Raw genomic sequence first — 21,235 nt, forward strand, 5'->3', positions numbered from 1 at the left:
TTTCCCGGCCGCAAGCCGCCGCTCCTCAAGCTGCTGCACTGTCCAGTGCTTTGGCTGCCACGCCATGGACGCCCCCCTCCATGGCATAACCCTCAGCCCCTAACCCGACTTCCCTGAAGGGGTTTAGGTCGCCCGAGCCAGCGCCAGGAGCCTGCGGGCCTGGGCCTCCAGCGCGGCACGCATCTCCTCCGGCTGTTCGACGTGAAAGGCGAAGGGCAGCCGAGACAGCTCGCGGGCGAACCAGTCCAGGTCTTCGGTCTGTCCGAGCAGCCGCACGCCGCCTCCATCCATCGGCTCCAGCACGCCCAGCGTGGCGAAGATGGCGCGCCGCGCGGTCGCCAGGTCCGTGTCGAGCCGCACCTCCACCGCGTGCGCTCGCGGCAGGCTGGCCACCGCGAGCGTCACATGCGCCAGCGCATCGAAGCCGTCGGGCCGCTCGAAGCTCATGTCGAGCGACTGCACGGCGCGCACGCGGTCCAACCGGAACGTGCGCAGCCCCTGGCGCAGGTGGCAGACGCCCACCGCGTACCAGCGTCCGCCGCGCCAGACGAGGCCATAGGTGTCGAACTCGCGTTCGGTGTCCTCGTCCCGCGCCGCGCGGTAGGACAGGCGCACCCGCTGCCGCTGCTGCGCCGCGGCGCTGAGCGCGACGAGCGCGGTGTTGTCCAGCGTCGCCCGCGAGCCGGAGATGTCGAGCGTCACCGACTCGTCCACCGCCCGCACGCGCCGCTTGAGCGGCGCGGGCATCACCCGCTCCAGCTTCGCCTGGGCGCTGGCCACCGCGGGCGCCGCCTCCGACAGCCCCATGCCCCGCGCGGCCAGCAGGCCCACGGACAGCGCCAGGACTTCGTCATCGGTGAACATCATGGGTGGCAGCTTGAAGCCCGCCACCAGCATGTACGCCCCGTCGCGTCCGCGCTCGGCGGTGATGGGGATGCCCAGCTCCTCCAGCTTCAGGATGTAGCGACGCACCGTGCGCCGGTCCACCTCCAGTCGCCGCGCCAGCTCCGAGCCGCTCATCCGCCCATGCGTCTGCAACAGCTCGAGCACGGTGAGCACACGCGTGGTGGGACGGGACATGGGGCGCGAACCTAATGCCCAGGGCGCCCGAAGTCCGACGAAGCCCGCTCGTATTCACCCCAGGTGAAGAAAAACCAGAAGGGTCCCGGGTCGGCGTCCCACACCCGTCGTGAAGGAATTTCGCTCCCACCCGTCACGGGCCAGGCGTCACCCCGATTCGCGGCACCGCTGGTCCGAGCAGGGACGGACTTCGGCTTCACGCTGGAGCCCTGTCCGAATCAGGACCGATTCCGCCCTACATGCCCCGTACGGTGCCATTCATGGCCTCGCCCCAGTCCGGGCGCGCTGGCGCTGACGGAAAGGCTCGCGGAATCCGATGACGCAGACCTCGCACCTGTGGCTGTTCTTCGTGTTGGTGTTTGGCATCGTCATCCTCCCGGGGCTGGACATGGCGTTCGTCCTGGCCAGTTCCCTGATGGGAGGCCGTCGCGCGGGGCTGTCCGCGGTGGGCGGCATCATCGCCGGGGCCGCGTGCCACGTCCTGGTCGGCGCGACGGGCGTCGCAGTGCTGCTCACCGTCATGCCCGCCGCGTTCAATGCCCTCTTGTGGGTGGGCGCGCTGTACGTGGCCTGGATGGGCCTGTCGCTCGTGCGCAGCCCGGCCGCGTTCTCCGCGTCGTCACAGTCGGGGCAGCGCTCGGCGGCGGCGACGTTCCGTCAGGGAGCCCTCACCAACCTGCTCAACCCGAAGGCGTACGTCTTCATGCTCGCCGTCTTCCCGCAGTTCCTGCGGCCGGAATATGGGCCCATCTGGCTCCAGGCCCTGGCGCTCGGCGCCATCATCGCGCTCACGCAAGCCGCGGTGTATGGCGCCGTCGCGCTCGCCGCGGACCGCGCACGCGGCTGGCTGGAGTCACGTCCCTCCGCCAGCGCGCGCGTCGGTCAAGCCGTGGGTGGCCTCATGATGCTCGCCGCCGTCGTCACCGCCATCGAAGGCTGGCGCAGCACCTGACACCGCCCACTCATGTTCTGCGGACGGTGCTCGAACGAATGGCTCTCAAGATGAGCAGCAGGACGACGGCTCCGATGAATGCCACGAAGATGGTCCCCGCGATTCCACCGAAGGGCTGCCCCGCCCCCAGGGCGCGGAAGATGAAACCACCCAGGAACGCGCCCACCACACCCACCACGATGTCTCCGATGATGCCATAGCCGCCTCCCACGACGGCCGACGCCAACCACCCGGCGATGAGGCCGATGACCGCCCACACTAGAATCGTCTCCAAAGACATCACGTCCCTCCTCGCGCTGAAGTGACCTGAAGACACGATAAGCACGCCGGTTCGCGCTCGGCTGGAAGCCAGGTCGTTCGCAAGACAAGCAAGAAGGCGTCCGACCGGATTTAACTGACTTTCTGTTCTTCCAGAGGTAGCTGAAGCTTCAGCCGCTCCAGGTGTCGGAGCCGGCCGAAGCCAAGGAGAGCGCGCATGGGACAGCGTCGGAATGATTCATTGTGGATGAAGTGGGGAATGCTGGTGTGGGTGGGAGCGGCGGTCGCCGGCTGCGCACCGGAGGCGGGTGAGGACGGGGCGGAGGTGGGACAGGCGGAGCAGGAGCTCGCGGCCTGCTCGTATGTGATTACGACGAACACCTACGTGGGCGCGGACTGGTGGGGCACCCTGGTGTTCCAGAACACGGGCACCAGCGCGATGACGAGTCCGACGATTGCGTTCGGCGTCCCCAGCGGCGTGACGTGTGACCACGACGAGCCGGGCTGGACGCACACGCAGAGCGGCTCCACGTGTACGTACTCGCGGACGTCGGGGCTCACCGTGGGCGTGAATGCGTCGTACACATTCTACTATTCGACGAACACGAACACGTCGTTCACCGCGACGAACGTCGTCATCAGCGACCCGAGCTGTGGGGGCACCGTGCCGCCGGTGACGGGGCTGACGGCGAACCAGAAGAAGGTGGCGGAGGCGCTCACCAGCATCTGGGAGAACGACACGCCCACCATCGACTATGCGTACTCGGAGAACATCCAGGACGGGCGTGGCTACACGAATGGACGCGCGGGCTTCTGCACGGGCACGGGCGACGCCATCCAGGTCATCCAGTGCTACAACGCCCGGCGCAGCGCGGCCAACGGCAACATCATGGCCAAGTACATGCCGGGGCTGACGACCATCAACAACCGCTTCCTGTCCACGGGTCAATCCCAGCCATCCACGTCGGAGCTGGACGTCATCGGCAATTGGACGGCGGATTGGGCCACCAGCTACAACAACACGACGACTCGCGCGGACTTCAAGGCGTGCCAGGACCAGGTCAGCGACCAGTTCTATTACACGCCAGCGATGAACGAGGCGAACAAGTGGGGCGCCACCCAGGCCCTGTCGAAGATGGCGCTGTATGACGCGTACATCAACCACGGCGAGTCCGGCGTGAAGAGCCTGACGCGCGCGACGAACATCGCGCTGGGCAACACCGGGCAGGTGGCGCCCTCGGTGGGCTACAACGGCATCACCGAGTCGGCGTGGCTCCAGAAGTTCATCGAGAAGCGCCGCGACGTGCTGGCCGCCGACTCCACGTGGGTGGACGCCATCGACCGAATCGCCGCGTACGAGAAGCTGCGTCGCAGGGGCAACTGGGACCTCTCCGCCGCCGTCCGCAACGACGTGCGCGCTCGCGACTGCTGGACCACGACGTATCCGTTCAGCGGCTACACCGTGCGCAACATCAACGCGGATGGCACCTGGAGCACCCCGGGCACGTACACGTTCTCATGTAACTAGCGGCACCCTGACGCCCTGGCGCGGGTGCGTCAGGGCGTCGTCGCCGCGCGTGGGGCCTCGGAGGATGAGGACCCTTCGCGACGCAGCCGCCTGCGCAGCGGCGCGGCCACCCAGGTGAGCAGACAGAGCAGCAGGCCCAGTCCGCTCACCGCCAGGGAGGCCGCTTCACCGGGAGAGGCATACCGCCACACCACGCGGTGTGCTCCCGCGGGGACGGCCACGGCGCGCAGCGCGTGGTTCGCGGGAAGGACCTCCGTCGGGACCTCATCCACGGTGGCGCTCCAGCCCGTGAAGTACGCGTCCGACAGCACCAGGACGGAGGGACGCGTGGCATCGACCTCCACCTCCACTTCGTCCACTCCGTACCGCGTGAGCGTGGCCTTCCCGGAGTCCCCTCCCGGAGGCGCCGTGGGCAAGGGCTCGCGACACTCGACGACGGCCTGCTGGCCGGGGACGAAGTCGGGCGAGGCGATGACGGCCAGGCTCTCCTCCGGGCCCGACACGCACCGAGGCGGGGCGAGGTAGACGCGCGGCAGGGGTCGGGGATGCGCGAGCAGGGAGACCTTGAAGGGCTCGCTCGTGGACAGCACGTTGTTCCGCAGCCGGCGCTCCTCCACCTGGGTCTCATCCGCGACGAAGTAGCCCACGCCCGCGAGCGGCCCATACCGGTTCCACCACTGACGCTGATCCTTCAGGAGGTCCGCCACGCGAGCGGACAACGCGGGCAGGTACCAGTTCGCGCTCTCCACGCCCCACGCCGACGCGCTGTCCGCCGCGAGCACCATCCGCGTGCCCGCCACCTGCGCCTCATCCGGAGTCAGCCCTTCCACCGTCTCCGGCAGGGCGATGCCCGACGCGGTGTAGACACGCGCACGGCCTGGCAGGGACGGGCCCTCGCGACGCTGGAGCTCCTCCACGAACGGCGGCGCCGTGGTGAGCAGCCGCTGGTCACACGAGACATAGATGGGCTCGCTGACGCGATACAGGTCCGCCGCGAGCAGCAACACCCAGCCCAGGCCCACCTGCCTCGGGTGTGCCGCGAAGAGGGCGAACAGGCCCATCCCCACACAGGTCACCGCCACACAGGCGGCGTCCACCGTGAGCCGCTCCCCGACCTGACGCGACAGCTCCGCCCAGGACGCGTCCGGCCCCGAATAGAAGCCTCGCAGCGCCTGCGCCAGCCACAGCCCCGCGCCCGTCAGCGCCAGCAGCAGCATCCCGGCGCCCAGGCCCACCAGTCCCCAGCCCGCGCGACGACGTCCGCCCCTGGCGCGGTCCAACAGGTCCTGGGCCCCCCACGCCGCGAGCACCGCCAGCCAGAAGGTCACATGCACCGTGAGCTTCTCCGGATAGCGGAAGGCCCGCCACGGAGGAACGAGGTCATAGACAAAGCCATACAGAGGCGTGTGTCTGCCGAACATCAGCAACAACCCCAGCACCGAGAAGCCCACCGCCACCTGCACCCAGCGCTCCCGGCGACGCGCCACCACGCACACGCCCGCCAGGAACAACACCGGCAGCCCGACATAGAGCGAGCGCGCCCAGAAGTCCGTCGTCTGCATGCCCAGCAGTCCCTGGGCGACGGGGCCGCGAAGGGGCGGCTCCAGCGCGAAGACATTGCCCACCGCCAGGTCGAGCAACCGCAGCGGATGCACCGACCAGAGCTGCGCGGACTCGGCGGTGCGGCGCTCCGCGAAGGTCTCCCCCAGCACGGACGCGGAGGCCCAGAGCTGCGCGGTGGCCACCAGCGCCGCGAGCAGCAGTCCCGTCCCCGTGACGAGCAGCACCCGACGACGCGTCACACCAACACCGAGCGGACACAGCACCACGACGAGGAGCACCGTGGCGCCGCACACCGTGAAGCCCTGCGGGTCTCCCGCGAAGAGGACCGTCGGAAGGACACATCCCAGCGCGCCCGCCATCGACCAGGAGCCGCGTGCCAGCACCGAGTCCGCGATGAGCAGGAGCCAGGGCAAGGCGGTGGCGGCCTGGAGGTACAGCAGGTTGTTGGTGAGGCTGACCAGGTAGCCACTCAGGGCGAAGGCCAGGGCGCCCAGCGCGGCGGCGAAGGGGAAAGCATCACGGGCCCGCAGGAAGAGGTACGTCCCGGTGGCGGCCAGCGGGTAGCACAGCAGCGCCATCGCGGTCAGCGCGCCGGGCCCGTCGAACAGCAGCGCCAGCACGTTGGCTGGATGGAAGACCCCCGTGACGGTGGCGCCCGCGAAGGGCTGTCCCAGCGCGTTGAAGGGATACCAACCGGGCCAGACGCCCTGGCTCACCGCGTGCGCCCAGTACGCCTTGGCCGGGGCGAACACCCGCAGCATGTCCCGCTCGCAGAGCGCGCCTCCCGTCGAGAGGAGTCGGTGGAAGAACAGCAGCGTGGCGACGACCGACGCACCCAGGACGACCAGGGGCTCACGGAGACGGGGCGAAGAAAGAGAGCGCATGCGGGGGTGCCTCGGGCTTCTACCAGATGAGGGACGTCCGCTCGAAGACGGACCGCGCACGGGGGCGCTCGGCTAGAGTCCGCGCCACGCATGAGCGCGGAGCGACGAAACGCCTTCCCCTGGAGAGAGCTCCCCAGCCTGCTGTCGACGCGGCTGCTGGCGGCGTTCCTCGTCCCCACCCTGCTCTTCGTCGCGGTGGCGGGCACGGCCGTCTACCAACTGGCGCGCTCCATCCTCGAGGAGGAGCTGGGCACCAGCCTCTCCAACATCGCCGCCGCCACCGCCAGCCAGCTCAACGGCGAGCGCATGCTCACGATTGAGGCCGGCGACGACTCGGGCGGCACCCGGACGTGGCGCAACCTGGTGCGCCTGCTGGAAGGCGTGCGCGAGGCCAGCGGCGCGCGCCGCGTCTTCGCCGTGGACGTCCAGGGCCGGGTGCGCGCGGACGTGGGCGGCGGCCTGCCAGTGGGCTCGGAGGTGCCGGAGCTGGCGCGCGACAGGCTGGAGCTGGCGCGGGTCTTCGCGGGCGAGCACGCGGCCAGTCAGGTCCTCTTCACCGGCTCGGATGGGCGGCTGTACAAGACGGGTTATGCCCCCATCGTCCACGCCGGGAAGGTGGTGGGCGCGGTGGGCGTGGAGGGCAGCGCCGCGTTCTTCGGCCCGCTCCAGCACCTGTCGCGCACGTTCGTCATCATGGGCGCGCTGGCCCTCACCGCGCTCGCCATCATCGCGCTGCTCACCGCCCGGGGGCTGGCGCGTCCGCTCGGCCGGCTGATGGACTCCGCGCTGAGAATCGGCCGGGGAGACCTCACCACGCCCGTGCCTCCGGAGCCCACGCGCGAAATCGGCGTACTCGCCCGTGAGCTGGAGGTGATGCGCGGCGCGCTGGAGAGTCGGGACCGACAGTTGAAGATGATGCTCGCGGGCGTGGCCCACGAGGTGCGCAACCCCCTGGGCGGCATCGCCCTGTTCTCCGGCATCCTCCAGGAGGACCTGCGCGCGGGCGCCCACGAGGAGGCCCAGGAGCACGTCGAGCGCATCCAGCGAGAGGTCGCCTTCCTCCAGCGCATCGTCGAGGACTTCCTCGCCTTCGCGCGCGAGCAGCCCCTGGCCCGCGCCCCCGTGGAGGCCCCCGCCCTGCTCTCCGTCGTCCAGGAGCTGTCCTCCGCGGAGGCCAGCATCCGCGACGTGACGCTGGAGGTGGACGCCACGCCCGCCGTGCTGGAGGCCGACGGCAGCCTGCTCACCGCCGCGCTGCTGAACCTGGTGAAGAACGCGGTGCAGGCCTCCGCCTCCGGAGGCCGCGTGCGCATCTCCGGCGCCGAACACGACGGGCGCTACGCCATCCGCGTCCACGACGCCGGCGCGGGGGTACCGGAGGCCGAGCGCGAGCGCATCTTCGAGCCCTTCTTCACCACCCGCGAGAAGGGCACCGGCCTGGGCCTGCCCCTGGCGCGCAAGATTGCCCGCGCGCACGGGGGAGAGCTGCACCTGACGTCCGCGCCGGGCGACACGACGTTCACCCTGACGCTTCCACTGAGGCCCTCGGGCGTCAGCTCGCCACGTTGAACTGACGCGCCATCTGCCCCACCTCGCCCGAGACATGGGCCAGCGAGCGCGTGGCCTCCTGCGTGGACTCCAGCCGCTTCATCGTCGCGTCCATGATTTGCGACAGGTCGGCGATGGCGATGGAAATCTGGGAGATGCCGGCGTTCTGCTGCGTCACCGCGGCGGCGATCTGCCGCGCCGCGGCCGAGTTCTCCTGGGACATGAGCGACAGCTCGCGCAGCGAGTCTCCCGACGAGCGCATCTGGTCCAACCCCGTGCCGATGGTGCGCACGCCCTGCTCACCCATGCTCGCCGCGTCCCGGATGCCCTCGGTGATTTCCTGGAGGATGCGCCGGATGCGCTGCGTGGACTGGATGGACTGGTCCGCCAACGCGCGGACCTCCCGGGCCACCACCGCGAAGCCCTTGCCCTGCTCTCCCGAGCGCGCCGCTTCGATGGCCGCGTTGACGGCGAGCAGGTGGGACTGGGCCGCCAGGTCCTTCACCGTCTCGGTGATGTCGCCAATCTGCGTGGTGCTCTCCGCCAGCTTCGCCAGCCGCTGTTGGATTCCGTCCACCGCGCCGCGAATGTCCGCAAGCCCCGCCACGCTGCGCTCCACCGCCGCCTCGCCCTTGAGGCCCAGCTCCTCCGCGCGCTTCGCCACCTGGAGCACCGCGTCCGCCCGGTCCGCCGCCATGCGCGACGTGCGACGAATCTCCTCCGACGTCACCTGCGCCTCATGCAGCGCGGCGGCCTGCTTCGTGAAGCTCTGTTGTTGCTCGTCGTTGGCCGTGCGCAGGTGGCTGCCCGCCTCGCCCAGCCGCGCGGCCGACGCCTGGAGCGCCAGCGGAAGCTGTCGCAGCCGGGCCAGCACCGCGTTCATCCCCGCCGCCAGGTCTCCCACCTCGTCGGTGGACACCCACGCGGGCGCGACGACGCGTCCCGCCGCCACGGACTCGATGGCCTGTCCCACCGCCTCCGCCGCCCGCGCCTGACGGCGCGCCAGCATCCACGTGGTGATGCCCGGCAACAGCAGCAGCCCACCGACCCACGCCAGGCTGAAGGCCAGCTCTCCCGCCAGCACTCCGCCCAGCTCCATCAACATCCGCGCCGAGCGCTGCGCGCCCTCCGCCACCAGCTCCAGATGAAGCGTGTCGCGGATGCCCTCCAGCTTCACCATCACCACGCATCCGCTGAGCACCAGCGCGGCGACGATGGAGCCTCCAAAAGTGAAGGGCAGGAACCACGCCTGTCGGGGCCACGAGAAGCCGCCGCCCTGGAGCACCACCGTCGGGTCCTTGCGCTGCTCCTCGAGCGCCAGCGGCAGCAGCATCCGCTCCAGCGAGACGCTGATGGGAAAGCCCAGCAGCACGCCGCAGCACACGCCGATGATGGTGCCCAGCACGACGAGGCCCAAATCCTTGTGCCAGGTCAGACACACGTGGAGGCTGAACCAGAAGCCTCCCAGCGTCCATCCGACCCAGGACGTTCCCACCGCCACGCGCCACGGGAGTCGGAGGATGCGCTCCAGCCGCGCACCCGGCCTGTCACCCGCGTACGTCCGCAGCGCGCTGCCCACCAGCCACCGCATGAATACAGCGGGGTAGATCATCCCCAGGCCCACGAGGATGGGCGGCAACACCCACGCCACCGCCTTCACGCCCTCCCAGCCCGCCACTCCCATGGACATGCCATTGAGGTACGCGGCGATGGGCGCGGCTGGCACCACCCACGCCATGAACACCTTGAGCGCACGCCACCGATACTCGCGAATCACCTTGTCTTCGATGCTCATACCGGTCGCTTTCCCGCGTCATGCGGCCACGAAGAATCCATGCTGACGGGATGGCTCCAGACACCATTCTCCGCACGTCATCGAGTGGAAAGCGAGAGGGCCGCGCCCGGTTCCAGACACTGCACAACCGTCATGCCAGAGCTTGTTGAAAGACATACACATCCAGGAAAACCTCCTCCCCAAGCAAACAAGGGCGAGGAGGCGGTCGAGCTCAGTCCGCGCAGCAGGCGCGAATGGCCGCGGAGTACAGGCGCAGGGACTTGCGCGCGGCGGCGGCGACACGGGCGGGCTCGGTGCTCTCCGAGTCCACGGAGAGCTTGAGGATTTCGAGCGCTTCCACCGGGTGCAGGTCGTCGTAGCGGGCGTGGGCCTTGAGCCACATCATGGCGCTCGCGTCGATGCGCGCTCCATCCGAGGCGTAGCCCCGGAAGGGCTCCACCACCTCCTTCGTCCACACACCGGTGATGCCCTCGATGGCCCAGTTGGACGCGGCGATGCCCTCCGCCAGCGTGCCGCGCGCGCAGGTGTCGCGCAGGTGCGCGTGCAGCGCCTGGATTTCCGGCAACGGGCGCACGGAGAAGAGAGAGTCGGGCTCCATGCCGATGGCACGCACCCAGTCGATGAACCACTCCGCGTGTTTCGCCTCGACGCCCAGGTTCTGCAGGAGCCAGCGCCGGATGCTCGCGTCCCCTTCATGCCGCCCATACGTCGTCTTCGCGAGCGACAGGCCCATGTATTTGGGGAAGGACTCGACGATGAGGAAGAACTGCGACAGCACGCGCCGCCAGTACCCCAGCGGCGGGCGACGTCCCTCCGCCGTGTCGCGAAACAGCGGAGGCCAACAGGCCGCGTTCCAGTCCGCGCGCGTCGACTCCAGCATCGACTCCAGCCAGCGCGGATGCGGCGAGGGCTTCAGGGGCGGAGGCCCATAGCGACGCACGAGTGGCTCGAACGAGGGAACATTCACTTCCAGGCTGGTCGACGACATGGCTCCAGGACGCTCCTTTTCGCGGCGGGTGCCAGACCGACATGGCCCCCCCTCACCCGCCGGAGCGGCCCATAGTGGTGACAGCACCTGCACGCGGCCATGCAACTGTTCGCATGCGACGCTTTTCTCACCGCCATGTTTCAGAATTCGCTCTGGAGCACCCCGAGGGGTCTGTCGCACCGCGGCGTCTGTGTTTCCCCTTCCACACGCGAGGCCGCCCGCATGTCGCGGGCGGGCGGGCATGGCTCACGGCGTGCGGGCCACCGCGTGGCGCGCCTTCTCGAGCATGCGGCGCAAGGGCGCTTCATCGGCGCGGGCGAGCGCTTCGTCCCAGGTGAGCCACTGCGCGCCGGTGGACTCGGCGGGGTCATGCGCGAGCGACGCGGGGTCCTCCGCCACGACGAGGTAGCGCACGTCCAGGTGCTGGTGCTCGGGCTCGTCGCGCAGGGCGGGGATGGTGTGGATGTCCACGTCGAGCGGCCGGGGCGCTCGGGGGTGGAGCGTGACGCGGCAGCCGGTCTCCTCGCGGGCCTCGCGCAGCGCGGTGGTCTCCATCAGGCCTGCGTCCACGGCGTCCGCATGCCCGCCTGGTTGCAGCCAGCGCTTGAGCTTGCCGTGCAGCACCATCACCACGCGCGCGCCCTCCGGGTCCACCACCACGGCGCTGCCGGTGAAGTGCGCTTCGGGCTGCGCGCGGGAGAAGGGAGACGGCAGCGTGGCCGCGTGGTGGCGCATGCGCTCCAGATCTTCTCGCTCCTTGTCGTCCTGGGGGACATGGCGCGCGAGCAATTCACGCAGGGCGGCGGCGTTCGGGGATTCCATGCGCGCCCACGTACCCCTGGGGAGCCCTCGCGCGCCAGCGCCTTCTGGAAGCGGCCGACCGCCACGGTCCGGTGTAGGGTGCCGCCCCGGGTGTGCTCTCATGCGGACGCACCCGGGCGGCCGGCGCCCCCGTGGCATGAGGAAATCGAAACACCATGGCGCGCATTCTCGTCATCGACGACCACGACACGCTGCGCGAGGGGATGACCGTCACCCTCACGCGCTCCGGCCACGCCGTGTCCGCTGTCCGAGGCGGGGCGGACGGCCTGGCCGCATACCGCAAGGCCCCCTTCGACCTGGTCGTCACGGACCTCAAGATGGACGGCCTGGACGGCATCGCCGTCACGCAGGCGCTCAAGGCGCTGGACGCCTCCGCCGTCGTCATGGTGGTGACGGCCTTCGGCACCATTGAGACCGCCGTGCGGGCGATGCAGGAGGGCGCCTACGACTTCATCACCAAGCCCTTCACGCCCGACGTGCTGCGCGCCAAGGTGGACAAGGGCCTGGAGCTGGCCAGCACCCGGCGCAAGGTGGAGAAGCTGGAGGCGCGCACCGCCGCGCATGACGCGGACGCGGCGCTCTCCCACGGCAGCATGGTGGGCGACAGCGAGCCCATGCAGCGGCTGCTCAGCCAGGCACGCAAGGCGGCGCACAGCAACGCGACGGTGCTGGTGCGCGGCGAGAGCGGCACCGGCAAGGAGCTCATCGCCCGCATGCTGCATCAGGAGTCCCCGCGCAAGGACGGCCCCTTCGTCGTCGTGCACTGCGCGGCGCTGGCGGAGACGCTGCTGGAGAGCGAGCTGTTCGGCCACGAGCGCGGCGCCTTCACCGGCGCGGTGAAGCGCAAGCTGGGCCGCTTCGAGCTGGCCGACGGCGGCACCCTCTTCCTCGACGAAATCGGAGAGATTCCCCACTCGGTGCAGACCAAGCTCCTGCGCGTGCTGCAGGAGAAGGAAATCCAGCGCGTGGGCGGCGAGGAGACCCTCAAGGTGGACGTGCGCGTGGTGAGCGCCACGCACCGGGACCTCCAGGCCGAGGTCAAGGCGGGCCGCTTCCGCGAGGACCTCTACTACCGGCTGCACATCGTCCCGCTGATGCTGCCGCCCCTGCGCGAGCGCCCCGAGGACATCACCTCCCTGGCCCGGCACTTCGTGGCCAAGCACGCCCCCCGGGTGAACCGCCGGGTGACGGGCATGGATGAAGGCGCGCTGCGCGCCCTGGCCCGGCATGTGTGGCCCGGCAACGTGCGTGAACTGGAGAACGTCGTGGAGCAGGCGCTCGTCTTCGCCGAGGGCGACGTGCTCACCGTCACGGACCTGCCCTCGCACCTCACCGGCGCCGCGCCGCGCATGGACGCGGGGCTGCCCGTGCCCCATGGAGACCGACCCCTTCCAGACATCCTGGAGGATTTGGAGCGGCAGCTGATCGCCCGCGCCTACGAGAAGGCGGGGGGCGTGAAGACGGAGACCGCCCGGTTGCTGGGCATCAAGACGTCCGCGCTGTACTACAAGCTGGAGAAGTACGGCTTCCTCCCCAAGGGCACGCCACCCGACGAGGGGTAGTCTCGAAAATCCGTGACCCAGGGTCCCCTCCCCGTGACTTTCCACCGCCACCCCTCCCCCACCTGCCCCCACCTGGTGTGTCCAGGCGCCTGGAATCCCAGGGCTTTTCCCGGGCTCCGGTGGAGGAGAGGACAGAGCAGGCTGGCATCCGCTTTGCTCAAGGGAGGCCGCTGATGAGTCCCCGCCCCCTCGCGCTTTTGCTGTGCCTGCTCTGCGCCGTGCCCGTCTGGGCCGCGTCCGGGCTGGAGGCGGCGCGCTCGCGGGCGCAGGCGGCGAGGACGGAGGCGCGCTCGCTGCGCACCCAGCAGCAGGCGCTGCGGGACGAACTGCAGGGCGTGGCCGCGCGAATCGAAGCGCTGAAGGCGGAGCGCAAGGGTCGGCTGACGACGGGCACGGAGCTGGAGGCGGCGCTGCGGCGCTCGCAGGAGCTGAGCGGCTCGCTCACCGGACTGGCGCAGTCGGTGTCCACGGCGGAGGGCGAGTCGGAGCGCGCGCACCTGGCGCTGCATCAGGCACTGTCGGACGAACTGGCGCGGCTGCGCGGCGCTTGGGACCAGACAGCGGACCGGGGCCAGCGCGCCACGCTGTTGGAGGCGCTGCGCACCACTCGCACGGAGCGGGACGCGGTGCGCGCGGCGCTGCCTGCCTCGCGGGTGCCCATGATGGACAAGGCCACCGCCGGCGGAGATGACCCGGAGGACCTGCTGGAGCAGGCGGACACGCTGCGTGACGCCGAGGACAAGGTGCGCGAGCGCCTCAAGTCCCTGCGTGCGCGCATCACCGAGGTGCGCGAGGAGAAGGACCTGGACCGGCGCATGAGCGACTTCCTCGGCGAGGAGTCCATGTTCGACGAGCAGGACCGTCGGCTGCGGCTGCGCATGCGCTCGGGGAACCTCCGCGTGGCGCCCAGCGACCGGGGCGGAGGCATGTTCGCCGGAGAGGCGGATGTCTCCGGGGGCCCGCCGCCAGGGGAGGGCACCGACACCCCGGGCATTCCCACCACGCCCCAGCCTGGCACAGGCACCGGCAGGGACCCCGCGCTTCCGGAGCCCGAGCCCGCGCGTGCCACGGACCGTCGCCCGCAGGTGGACGGCGTGCGCGCCCAGACACTCGCGGCTGGTGGCCCGGTGGACCTGGCGGCGATGGAGGCGGAGGCGAAGCGGCTGGAGGCCCTCGCCCACGAGCTGGACGGCCGGGCCGGAGCGCTGGAGCACCGCGCCCAGGAACTGGCGACGCCCTAGAGCAGTCCGGACTCGACTTCCAACCGCACCACCGCGCGCAGGCGGACTTCCCGCTCCGGCGTGCGGCCCTTGCCGCGGATGATGATGCTCATCGTCGGCGCGGACACGTAGGGCTGCATTTCCACGTCCCCCAAATCCAGCCTCAGCGTGGGGTTGGGCGGACGGAGATTCGAGCGCGCCAGGTCGTTCTTCCAGGCGATGCGCGACTCCCGGTCTCCCGCCCGGACGAAGAACTCCACGTTGTCCAGGAAGGTGAAGTCCACGTCGTTGGGGCTGAGAATCTGGAGCGACAGGGAGTCGACGTGGACGGACGTCACCTCGTCCTTGGAAAGCCCCTGGTTCTTGAAGTCCTGGTTCTGGTCGAAGTCCATCCCCGCCAGGCTGCTGATGGGGGGAAAGGCGTTGAGCTCCGTGCTTCCGCCGGGCAGGGTCGCGGGCACGGTGGTTTCGCCCCTCACCTCGGTGATGAACGAGGACTGGGCGCAGGCGGCGAGTCCCAAGCCGACCGCCGCCGCGAGAAGTGAGACAGGGCGCATTCCACCAATGTACCGGGCGGCCGGCGTGACGTCACTGCCGCCAACCTGGCGAACGGGCCCGCCCTCCCGCGAGTGGGGCGTGCAGGCACGAGGCCGGCTATGTTGCCCGGCGTCGTGTCCCGCTCCCGCCCTACCCTCCTGGTCCTCCTCGTGTTGCTCGCCGCTCGGCCCGCGTCCGCGGTCGAGTGGGAGGGCGCGCTGAAGGGCACCGCGCGGCTGCTGGTGGACACCAACGCGCCACGCGACTTCTCCGACGGCAGCACGCCCTCGCCTGGAGCGGACCCGGCGCTGAGCGTGCTGGGCTCGGCCGAGGGGCGCGCGACGTTCGAGCGCACCCAGTTGGTGGGCCGCTACGAGCTGGGCGCGCGCAAGTACGTGGGCTTCTCGGATGAGGACACGCTCATCCAGACCGGGGCCCTGGAGGCGTCGCTGGCGCTGGGCACCGAGTTCGGCCTGGGGGCGGAGGGACACGCGAAGGACCGGCGGGGCGGCACGCGGGCGTACTCGGACCTGGGAGCAAGCGTGTTCGCCGAGTACGCGCCGGACGTGCGACTGGCGCTGCGGGTGCGGGCAGGCGCGCGTCGCTTCGTGTATCGGCCGGATAAGACAGCCAACTTCGGCGGGGCGGAGCTGGGCGTGGTGGGCCGCTACCGCTTCGACCGGCGCCACAGCCTGTCGCTCTTCGGTGATTGGGGCGCGCGCCGCTACGGTCCCCTGGCGCGGCCCAGGCCCGGCGCCTCCGGTGCTTCGTCCCTGGGCCGGCGCGAGGACGGCGCGCTCACGGCGGGCGCCAGCTACAACTACCGGGGCCCGGTGACGCTGGGGCTGACGTACGCGTACCAGGAAGTCACGTCCAACAGCTTCGGGGAGACGGTGCTGCGCCACCGCGTGACGGGCAACGCGGGGGTGCGCCTGCCCTGGAAGGTGACGCTGCTGGCGCAGGGTTCACTGGGCATCACCCGCTATCCGGATGGCATCTACCTGTCGCCCGAAATCATCCTCGTCGAGGAGGACGAGGGACAGAACTCCCTGTCCCTGAAGCTGGCGCGCCCGGTGTCGGAGCGGGTGGACCTGGAGGTGTCCTGGGGCCTGTGGAGCACCCGGCTGCCCCGCAATCAGCTCTCCTACTCGCGACAGGTGTTCGGCGTCGGCTTCACCTGGCGAGACTGAGCAGGCCCGGCGAGGACTCGAAGGCCCTCGTGTTCATCACAGGTCGGAGATGCGCTCGTCGATTTCCTCGGCGAGTCCCGGGTGGCCCTGGGCCAGGGCGTGCTCACGGGCCTGGGTGAGCACCTCGCGGGCCCGCTCCACCTGCCCGGCCCCGGAGAGCGCGTCCCCCAGGGAGACCAGGGCGGCGGCGTAGGTCGGGTCCAGGCGCACGGCCGCCTCCAGGGCAGACGCCGCCTCGGCGTACTGCTTTCGCTCCAGGTACAACTTCCCCAGGGAGAAGTGGCTCATGGGGGAGTCCGGGAAGTCAGCGGCCATCTTCTTGAACTGTTCCAGGCGGGCGTCGCTCATGGACAACACCCCATAGAGGACCCATGCCGTGTTGCCAAGGGTGCGGTAGGGTGCGCCGCACATGGCAACGAAGAAGAAGACGACCCCACGAAAGAAGAGCGCGACCAAGGCCAAGGCCCCGGCGCGGAAGCAGAAGAAGACGGCGACGGGCAGGACGGCCCCCAAGGGCAAGGCTCCCGCTCCCAAGAAGGCGCCGGCTCGCAAGAAGACCCCGGGCAAGGTCCCCCTGAGGGCGAAGAAGAAGGCGAAGCTGCCAGGCGCCGCCCAGCAGAAGGCGGGCCCGGCGGAGAACCCGCAGGCGCAGGCGCTGGCGCGGCGCATGGCCCAGCTGCTGCTCGACAAGAAGGCGCTGGACGTCGTCATCCTGGACGTTCGGGGCATGACGTCCTACGCGGACTACATCGTCATCGCCTCCGGCGAGAGCGACCGTCAGGTCAGCGCGATGGCGGAGAACGTCCACGTGCAGCTCAAGCAGGGCGAGCAGCCGGTGCGCGCGCTCGGCACCGAGGGTGTCGAGACGGGCCAGTGGGTGTTGCTCGACTACGGCGAGGTGGTGGCGCACCTGTTCCTCGCGGACCTGCGCGCGCACTATGACCTGGAAGGTCTCTGGGCGGACGCGAACCGGGAGAAGGTCTCCTGAAGGTCCGCCTCCTGACCATCGGCAAGGACCGCTCGGGTCTCTACGAGCCGGCGGTCCAGGAGTACGCCCGCCGCCTGGGCCACTACACCCGCTTCGAGCTGGTGGAGCTGACCGAGGCGAGCGGAAAGAAGCTCAAGCCGGGCGACGCGAAGGCCGCCGAGGCGGAGGCGATTCTCTCCAAGCGCAAGCCGCAGGACTGGGTCATCGCGCTGGACGAGCGTGGCTCGCTGCTCGACTCGGTGGAGCTCAGCCGCTACGTGGGCAAGGCTCAGACGGGCGCCAAGGACCTGCTCTTCGTCATCGGTGGTGACGAGGGGCTGGACTCGAGCGTGCGGGACGCGGCGAACCTCACGCTGTCCCTGTCAAAGATGACGCTGCCCCACCGGCTGGCGCGCGTGGTGCTCGTGGAGCAGCTCTACCGCGCGTTCACCATTCTCAAGGGCGAGCCGTACCACAAGTAGCCCACCAGGCGAGCAGGCGGCGGGAGCGGGACTCCGGTCCCTGCCGCGCTCGCCTGCGTCAGGCCCACCAGACAGGGGGCGTCAACGGGCCTCATGAGCACCGCCGGCACCCAGGCCCCCCTGACGTCTCCACCCGCGACCGTCCGCATCATCGCCTCGCCCCAATCGTGGGTGGAGGGAGAGGCGGTGCGGCAGTTGGAGGCCGTGGCGCGCCTGCCCGGCATGAGGCACGCGGTGGGACTTCCGGATTTGCACCCCGGCAAGGGCGCGCCGGTGGGTGCCGCCTTCACCTCGGAAGGCATCCTCTATCCATACCTGGTGGGCAGCGACATCGGCTGTGGCATGGGGCTGTGGGACGTGGGGATGTTGGCGCGCAAGGCCAAGGCGGAGCGTTGGGCGGCGAAGCTGGACGTCGAGGGTGCCTGGAGCGGAGACGCGGAAGGCTTCCTGGCGGAAGAAGGCGTGAAGGCCTCCGGGTTCGAGGCGGCGCTGGGGACGGTGGGCGGCGGCAACCACTTCGCGGAGGTGCAGCGGGTGGACGCGGTGCACGACGCGGAGGGCTTCGCGGCGCTGGGGCTGGCGGCGGACCGGTTGCTCCTGCTGGTGCACTCGGGTTCACGTGGACTGGGCGAGGCGATTCTCCGGGCACACGTGGACCGGCATGCGGCGGGCGGGTTGCTGGAGGACTCGGACGACGCGCGGGCGTATCTGACGCGGCATGACCACGCGGTGGCGTGGGCTCGGGCGAACCGGGCGCTGGTGGCGCGGCGGGTGCTGGATGGCATTGGCGCTCCGGCCCGGCGGGTGTTGGATGTCTGCCACAACAGCGTGACGCCTCGGCGGGACGCGGGTGGCACGCGGTGGCTGCACCGCAAGGGCGCGGCGCCGTCGGACGAGGGGCCCGTGGTGATTCCGGGCAGCCGTGGCGCGCTGAGCTATCTGGTGGTTCCGCTGGGGGATGGGACGGGCAGCGCGTACAGCCTGGCGCATGGCGCGGGCCGCAAGTGGACGCGCACGGCCGCACGCGAGCGCATGAAGGAGCGCTTCACCGCGGAGTCGCTCACGCGCACCCCCTTCAAGAGTCACGTCGTCTGCGAGAACAAGGACCTGCTCTTCGAGGAGGCGCCGCCCGCGTACAAGCCGATTGACCGCGTGGTGACGGACCTGGTGGAGGCGGGGCTGGTGCGGGTGGTGGCCACCCTGGCGCCGGTGCTGACGTACAAGACGCGCTCCCGCGAGGAGTAGCGCGGCCCCGAGCCCGGAGCCCGGAAACGGGGTGGTCCGGTGCTTTTTGCCCTCTCCGTCCGGCGCCTGCGTGGTTAGGGTTCGGGCATGACTGCCGCGCACAAGGTCCTGCTCTGCATTTTGGATGGCTGGGGCATCCGTCACGAGCGAGAGGCGAATGCCATCCTCCTGGCCGGAACCCCGCACCTCGACAAGCTGACGAGCCCCTACCCGTTCACCGAGCTACAGACCTCGGGACTGGCCGTGGGCCTGCCCGAGGGGCAGATGGGCAACTCGGAGGTCGGCCACACCAACATCGGCGCGGGCCGAATCGTCTACCAGGACCTGGTGCGCATCAACCGCGCGGCGGAGTCCGGGGAGCTGGCGCGCAACCCCGTGCTGCGCGCCGCGATGGACGGCGTGAAGGCGGACGGCAAGGCGCTGCACCTGTTGGGGCTGGTGTCTCCGGGCGGCGTGCACTCGTCGATGGAGCACCTGTACGCGCTGCTGAAGGCCGCGCGTGAGCGGGGCGTCGCGCACGTCTACGTGCATGCGTTCCTGGATGGGCGCGACACGCCGCCGCAGAGCGCGCTGGGCTACGTGGAGGAGCTGGAGCGCTTCCTTCACGAGACGCACACGGGGCGCATCGCCACGGTGAGCGGGCGCTATTACGCGATGGACCGCGACAAGCGCTGGGACCGGGTGCAGCTCGCGTACGAGGCGCTGGTGTACGGCAGGGGGCCCAAGGCTCCGGACGCGCTGAGCGCGATTCGTGCGTCGTACGCGGAGAAGGTGACGGACGAGTTCGTGAAGCCCACGGTGCTGGCCAGTGGGGACGGCACTCCCGTGGGCCGCATCCAGGATGGGGACACGGTGCTGTTCTTCAACTTCCGCGCGGACCGCGCGCGGGAGCTGACGCAGGCGCTGGCGTACCCGAGCTTCAAGGACTTCGACCGGGGTGGGCTGCGGCTGGGGCGCTACGTCTGCATGACCCAGTATGACGAGACGTTCGATTTGCCGGTGGTCTTCGCGCCGGACCAGCCGCAGGACATCTTCCCGGAGCTGCTGTCGCGTCAGGGCTTGCGCCAGTTCCGCACGGCGGAGACGGAGAAGTACGCGCACGTGACGTTCTTCTTCAACGGCGGGCGCGAAGTCGTCTACCCGGGAGAAGACCGGCACCTGGTGCCCAGTCCGCGTGACGTGAAGACGTACGACTTGAAGCCGGAGATGTCGGCGCGCGAGGTGACGGCGGAGCTGGTGCGTCGGCTGGACTCGGGCACGTATGACTTCGCGCTGGCGAACTTCGCCAACCCGGACATGGTGGGACACAGCGGCCGGCTGGACGCGGCGATGCAGGCGGTGCGCGTGGTGGACGAGTGCCTGGGAGTGCTCGGCAAGGCGTGCGAGCGCACCGGCTGGGTGATGGCCATCTCCGCGGACCACGGCAACTGCGAGCAGATGGTGGACCCCATCACCGGCGAGCCGCACACCGCGCACACGCTCAACCCGGTGCCGTTCCACCTCATCCATCCCGCGTTCCGGGGGCAGAAGCTGCGCCCCGGCATCCTCGCGGACATCGCCCCCACGCTGTGCAAGGTGATGGGCCTGCCCCAGTCCAAGGAGATGAACCGGCAGGGCGTGCTGCCGTGAGGCCTATCGCGTCGCGGGGCGCGGGAGCCCCGAGACGCGCACGGCTTCCTGCAGGAGGGCCCGAAACCAGACGTGCTTCGGGTCCCGCTCGTGCCTCGGGTGCCACGACAGCTCCATCTCGATGGTGGGCAGCTCGAAGGGAAGCGGTCTCACCACGATGCCCCACTCCCGGGCTCGCGCCTGGGCAAAGCTGCGCGGCAGGACGGTGATTCGGTCCGAGGCGGCGAGCAGGGGCATCGCCAGCGCGAACGAATTCACGACGCGCGCTATCCTCCGGGTGAGTCCCTGCGTTTCGAGCAGCGCGTCCACCGCGCCCCGCTGAGTCCGCCCCAGGGGCGCGACGAGGAGGTGCTCGGCCGCCGCGAAGCGCCGAATCGTCCACGGCCCCTTGAGGAGCGGATGCCCCTTGCGGAGCACGCAGACGAAGTCGTCCAGGAACAGCTTCTCCGACGAGAGTCCCCGCTCCCGGGCAGCCCCCGGCATGATGGCCAGGCCGTCGTTCTCTCGCAGGAACGCCGCGAGGTCGACCGTCATCGTGTGGACGGAGAGACGCGCTCGTGGAGCCCGCGCGGTCAGCAACCCATCGAGCGCTGATAGCAGGACCTCCGCCACGCGGTCCGAGGTCGCGAGGATGAGCTCGCCGTCGTACGCGCTCGGCTCGAACGGCACGCCCACGACGAAGAGGCGCTCCGCGGCGGCCAGGACTTCACGCGCGGGCCCGCGAAGCTGCTCCCCCAGAGCGGTCCTCGTGAGCGTCCGCCCTGTCCGGACCAGCAGCGCGTCATCGAAGTCACGGCGCAGACCTCTCAACGCATTGCTCGCCGCCGCGGGCGTGATTCCCAGTCTCCGCGCGGCCCGGGCGACATGGCCCTCCTCCAGCAGGAAGTGGAGTGCACGCGCGTGGTTCAGGTCGAACGTCGAGACATTCATTTCATGAAGCATAGGCCTTCCGAACATCAAGTTCCGCGAATGGCTCAGCGGACTT

General features: G+C 70.1%; 19 protein-coding genes. 10 read left to right on the forward strand and 9 right to left on the reverse strand.

What is annotated here, in order from left to right:
• Nucleotides 1-123 precede the first annotated feature (123 nt).
• Nucleotides 124-1,080, reverse strand: a complete 957-nt coding sequence (locus HUA76_RS00005) for a YafY family protein (protein ID WP_174459646.1) — start codon at nucleotides 1,078-1,080, stop codon at nucleotides 124-126.
• Between the two features lie 316 nt (nucleotides 1,081-1,396).
• On the opposite strand from HUA76_RS00005, the gene HUA76_RS00010 reads away from it, so the two are divergent.
• Nucleotides 1,397-2,032 (forward strand): LysE family translocator, encoded by a 636-nt coding sequence (locus tag HUA76_RS00010; protein ID WP_174459647.1) that lies wholly within the window; start codon nucleotides 1,397-1,399, stop codon nucleotides 2,030-2,032.
• 10 nt (nucleotides 2,033-2,042) lie between these two features.
• On the opposite strand, the gene HUA76_RS00015 is transcribed toward HUA76_RS00010, so the two are convergent.
• The gene (locus HUA76_RS00015; protein ID WP_141648469.1) at nucleotides 2,043-2,312 is read right to left on the reverse strand and encodes a GlsB/YeaQ/YmgE family stress response membrane protein; all 270 of its coding nucleotides are present in this window, start codon (nucleotides 2,310-2,312) and stop codon (nucleotides 2,043-2,045) included.
• 195 nt (nucleotides 2,313-2,507) lie between these two features.
• Here HUA76_RS00015 and HUA76_RS00020 point away from each other — a divergent pair, with 195 nt between their 5' ends.
• On the forward strand, nucleotides 2,508-3,818 hold the full coding sequence (locus HUA76_RS00020) for a chitosanase (RefSeq protein ID WP_174459648.1): 1,311 nt from the start codon (nucleotides 2,508-2,510) through the stop codon (nucleotides 3,816-3,818).
• A gap of 29 nt (nucleotides 3,819-3,847) precedes the next feature.
• On the opposite strand, the gene HUA76_RS00025 is transcribed toward HUA76_RS00020, so the two are convergent.
• Nucleotides 3,848-6,265 carry a hypothetical protein gene (locus HUA76_RS00025; RefSeq protein WP_174459649.1) on the reverse strand — a complete coding sequence of 806 codons (2,418 nt, stop codon included), beginning with the start codon at nucleotides 6,263-6,265 and terminating at the stop codon, nucleotides 3,848-3,850.
• A 90-nt stretch (nucleotides 6,266-6,355) separates the two neighbouring features.
• Between HUA76_RS00025 and HUA76_RS00030 the strand changes: the two genes are divergently transcribed.
• Nucleotides 6,356-7,834 carry an ATP-binding protein gene (locus HUA76_RS00030; RefSeq protein ID WP_174459650.1) on the forward strand — a complete coding sequence of 493 codons (1,479 nt, stop codon included), beginning with the start codon at nucleotides 6,356-6,358 and terminating at the stop codon, nucleotides 7,832-7,834.
• Here the strand turns inward: HUA76_RS00030 and HUA76_RS00035 are convergent.
• The 3 genes from HUA76_RS00035 to HUA76_RS00045 all read right to left on the reverse strand — a co-directional run bounded on the left by HUA76_RS00035 (nucleotide 7,818) and on the right by HUA76_RS00045 (nucleotide 11,418).
• Nucleotides 7,818-9,608, reverse strand: a complete 1,791-nt coding sequence (locus HUA76_RS00035) for a methyl-accepting chemotaxis protein (RefSeq protein WP_174459651.1) — start codon at nucleotides 9,606-9,608, stop codon at nucleotides 7,818-7,820. The two genes, HUA76_RS00030 and HUA76_RS00035, sit on opposite strands and share 17 nt — an antisense overlap.
• A 211-nt stretch (nucleotides 9,609-9,819) precedes the next feature.
• Complete coding sequence (locus HUA76_RS00040; protein WP_141648474.1) at nucleotides 9,820-10,596, reverse strand: TenA family transcriptional regulator; 777 nt, start codon at nucleotides 10,594-10,596, stop codon at nucleotides 9,820-9,822.
• A gap of 246 nt (nucleotides 10,597-10,842) precedes the next feature.
• Nucleotides 10,843-11,418 carry an NUDIX hydrolase gene (locus tag HUA76_RS00045; protein ID WP_174454684.1) on the reverse strand — a complete coding sequence of 192 codons (576 nt, stop codon included), beginning with the start codon at nucleotides 11,416-11,418 and terminating at the stop codon, nucleotides 10,843-10,845.
• Between the two features lie 155 nt (nucleotides 11,419-11,573).
• Here HUA76_RS00045 and HUA76_RS00050 point away from each other — a divergent pair, with 155 nt between their 5' ends.
• Together HUA76_RS00050 and HUA76_RS00055 are read left to right on the forward strand one after the other, a co-directional pair.
• Nucleotides 11,574-12,980, forward strand: a complete 1,407-nt coding sequence (locus HUA76_RS00050) for a sigma-54 dependent transcriptional regulator (protein ID WP_141648476.1) — start codon at nucleotides 11,574-11,576, stop codon at nucleotides 12,978-12,980.
• A 173-nt stretch (nucleotides 12,981-13,153) separates the two neighbouring features.
• Nucleotides 13,154-14,221: a TetR family transcriptional regulator gene (locus HUA76_RS00055; RefSeq protein WP_174454683.1), complete on the forward strand. Its 1,068-nt coding sequence runs from the start codon at nucleotides 13,154-13,156 to the stop codon at nucleotides 14,219-14,221.
• On the opposite strand, the gene HUA76_RS00060 is transcribed toward HUA76_RS00055, so the two are convergent.
• Nucleotides 14,218-14,757 carry a hypothetical protein gene (locus tag HUA76_RS00060; RefSeq protein ID WP_141642235.1) on the reverse strand — a complete coding sequence of 180 codons (540 nt, stop codon included), beginning with the start codon at nucleotides 14,755-14,757 and terminating at the stop codon, nucleotides 14,218-14,220. The genes HUA76_RS00055 and HUA76_RS00060 overlap by 4 nt on opposite strands.
• A 99-nt stretch (nucleotides 14,758-14,856) precedes the next feature.
• Here HUA76_RS00060 and HUA76_RS00065 point away from each other — a divergent pair, with 99 nt between their 5' ends.
• Nucleotides 14,857-15,927 carry a hypothetical protein gene (locus tag HUA76_RS00065; RefSeq protein ID WP_141642234.1) on the forward strand — a complete coding sequence of 357 codons (1,071 nt, stop codon included), beginning with the start codon at nucleotides 14,857-14,859 and terminating at the stop codon, nucleotides 15,925-15,927.
• Nucleotides 15,928-15,963: 36 nt separating this feature from the next.
• On the opposite strand, the gene HUA76_RS00070 is transcribed toward HUA76_RS00065, so the two are convergent.
• Nucleotides 15,964-16,275, reverse strand: a complete 312-nt coding sequence (locus HUA76_RS00070) for a tetratricopeptide repeat protein (protein WP_254613951.1) — start codon at nucleotides 16,273-16,275, stop codon at nucleotides 15,964-15,966.
• 61 nt (nucleotides 16,276-16,336) lie between these two features.
• On the opposite strand from HUA76_RS00070, the gene rsfS reads away from it, so the two are divergent.
• The 4 genes from rsfS (at nucleotide 16,337) to gpmI (ending at nucleotide 20,250) form a co-directional block, all read left to right on the forward strand.
• Nucleotides 16,337-16,915 carry a ribosome silencing factor gene (gene rsfS, locus HUA76_RS00075; RefSeq protein WP_174454681.1) on the forward strand — a complete coding sequence of 193 codons (579 nt, stop codon included), beginning with the start codon at nucleotides 16,337-16,339 and terminating at the stop codon, nucleotides 16,913-16,915.
• Nucleotides 16,912-17,376: a 23S rRNA (pseudouridine(1915)-N(3))-methyltransferase RlmH gene (locus tag HUA76_RS00080; RefSeq protein WP_141642232.1), complete on the forward strand. Its 465-nt coding sequence runs from the start codon at nucleotides 16,912-16,914 to the stop codon at nucleotides 17,374-17,376. The genes rsfS and HUA76_RS00080 overlap by 4 nt, the downstream gene beginning before the upstream one ends.
• Before the next feature lie 93 nt (nucleotides 17,377-17,469).
• Nucleotides 17,470-18,621, forward strand: a complete 1,152-nt coding sequence (locus HUA76_RS00085) for an RNA ligase RtcB family protein (RefSeq protein ID WP_174459653.1) — start codon at nucleotides 17,470-17,472, stop codon at nucleotides 18,619-18,621.
• 87 nt (nucleotides 18,622-18,708) lie between these two features.
• The gene (gpmI, locus tag HUA76_RS00090; RefSeq protein ID WP_174459654.1) at nucleotides 18,709-20,250 is read left to right on the forward strand and encodes a 2,3-bisphosphoglycerate-independent phosphoglycerate mutase; all 1,542 of its coding nucleotides are present in this window, start codon (nucleotides 18,709-18,711) and stop codon (nucleotides 20,248-20,250) included.
• Between the two features lie 3 nt (nucleotides 20,251-20,253).
• Here gpmI and HUA76_RS00095 read toward each other — a convergent pair whose 3' ends face one another.
• Nucleotides 20,254-21,180: a LysR family transcriptional regulator gene (locus HUA76_RS00095; protein WP_174459655.1), complete on the reverse strand. Its 927-nt coding sequence runs from the start codon at nucleotides 21,178-21,180 to the stop codon at nucleotides 20,254-20,256.
• Between the last annotated feature and the right edge of the window lie 55 nt (nucleotides 21,181-21,235).

Origin of the sequence: Myxococcus sp. CA056 (assembly GCF_013336715.1) — a bacterium.
Lineage (GTDB): Bacteria > Myxococcota > Myxococcia > Myxococcales > Myxococcaceae > Myxococcus > Myxococcus llanfairpwllgwyngyllgogerychwyrndrobwllllantysiliogogogochensis.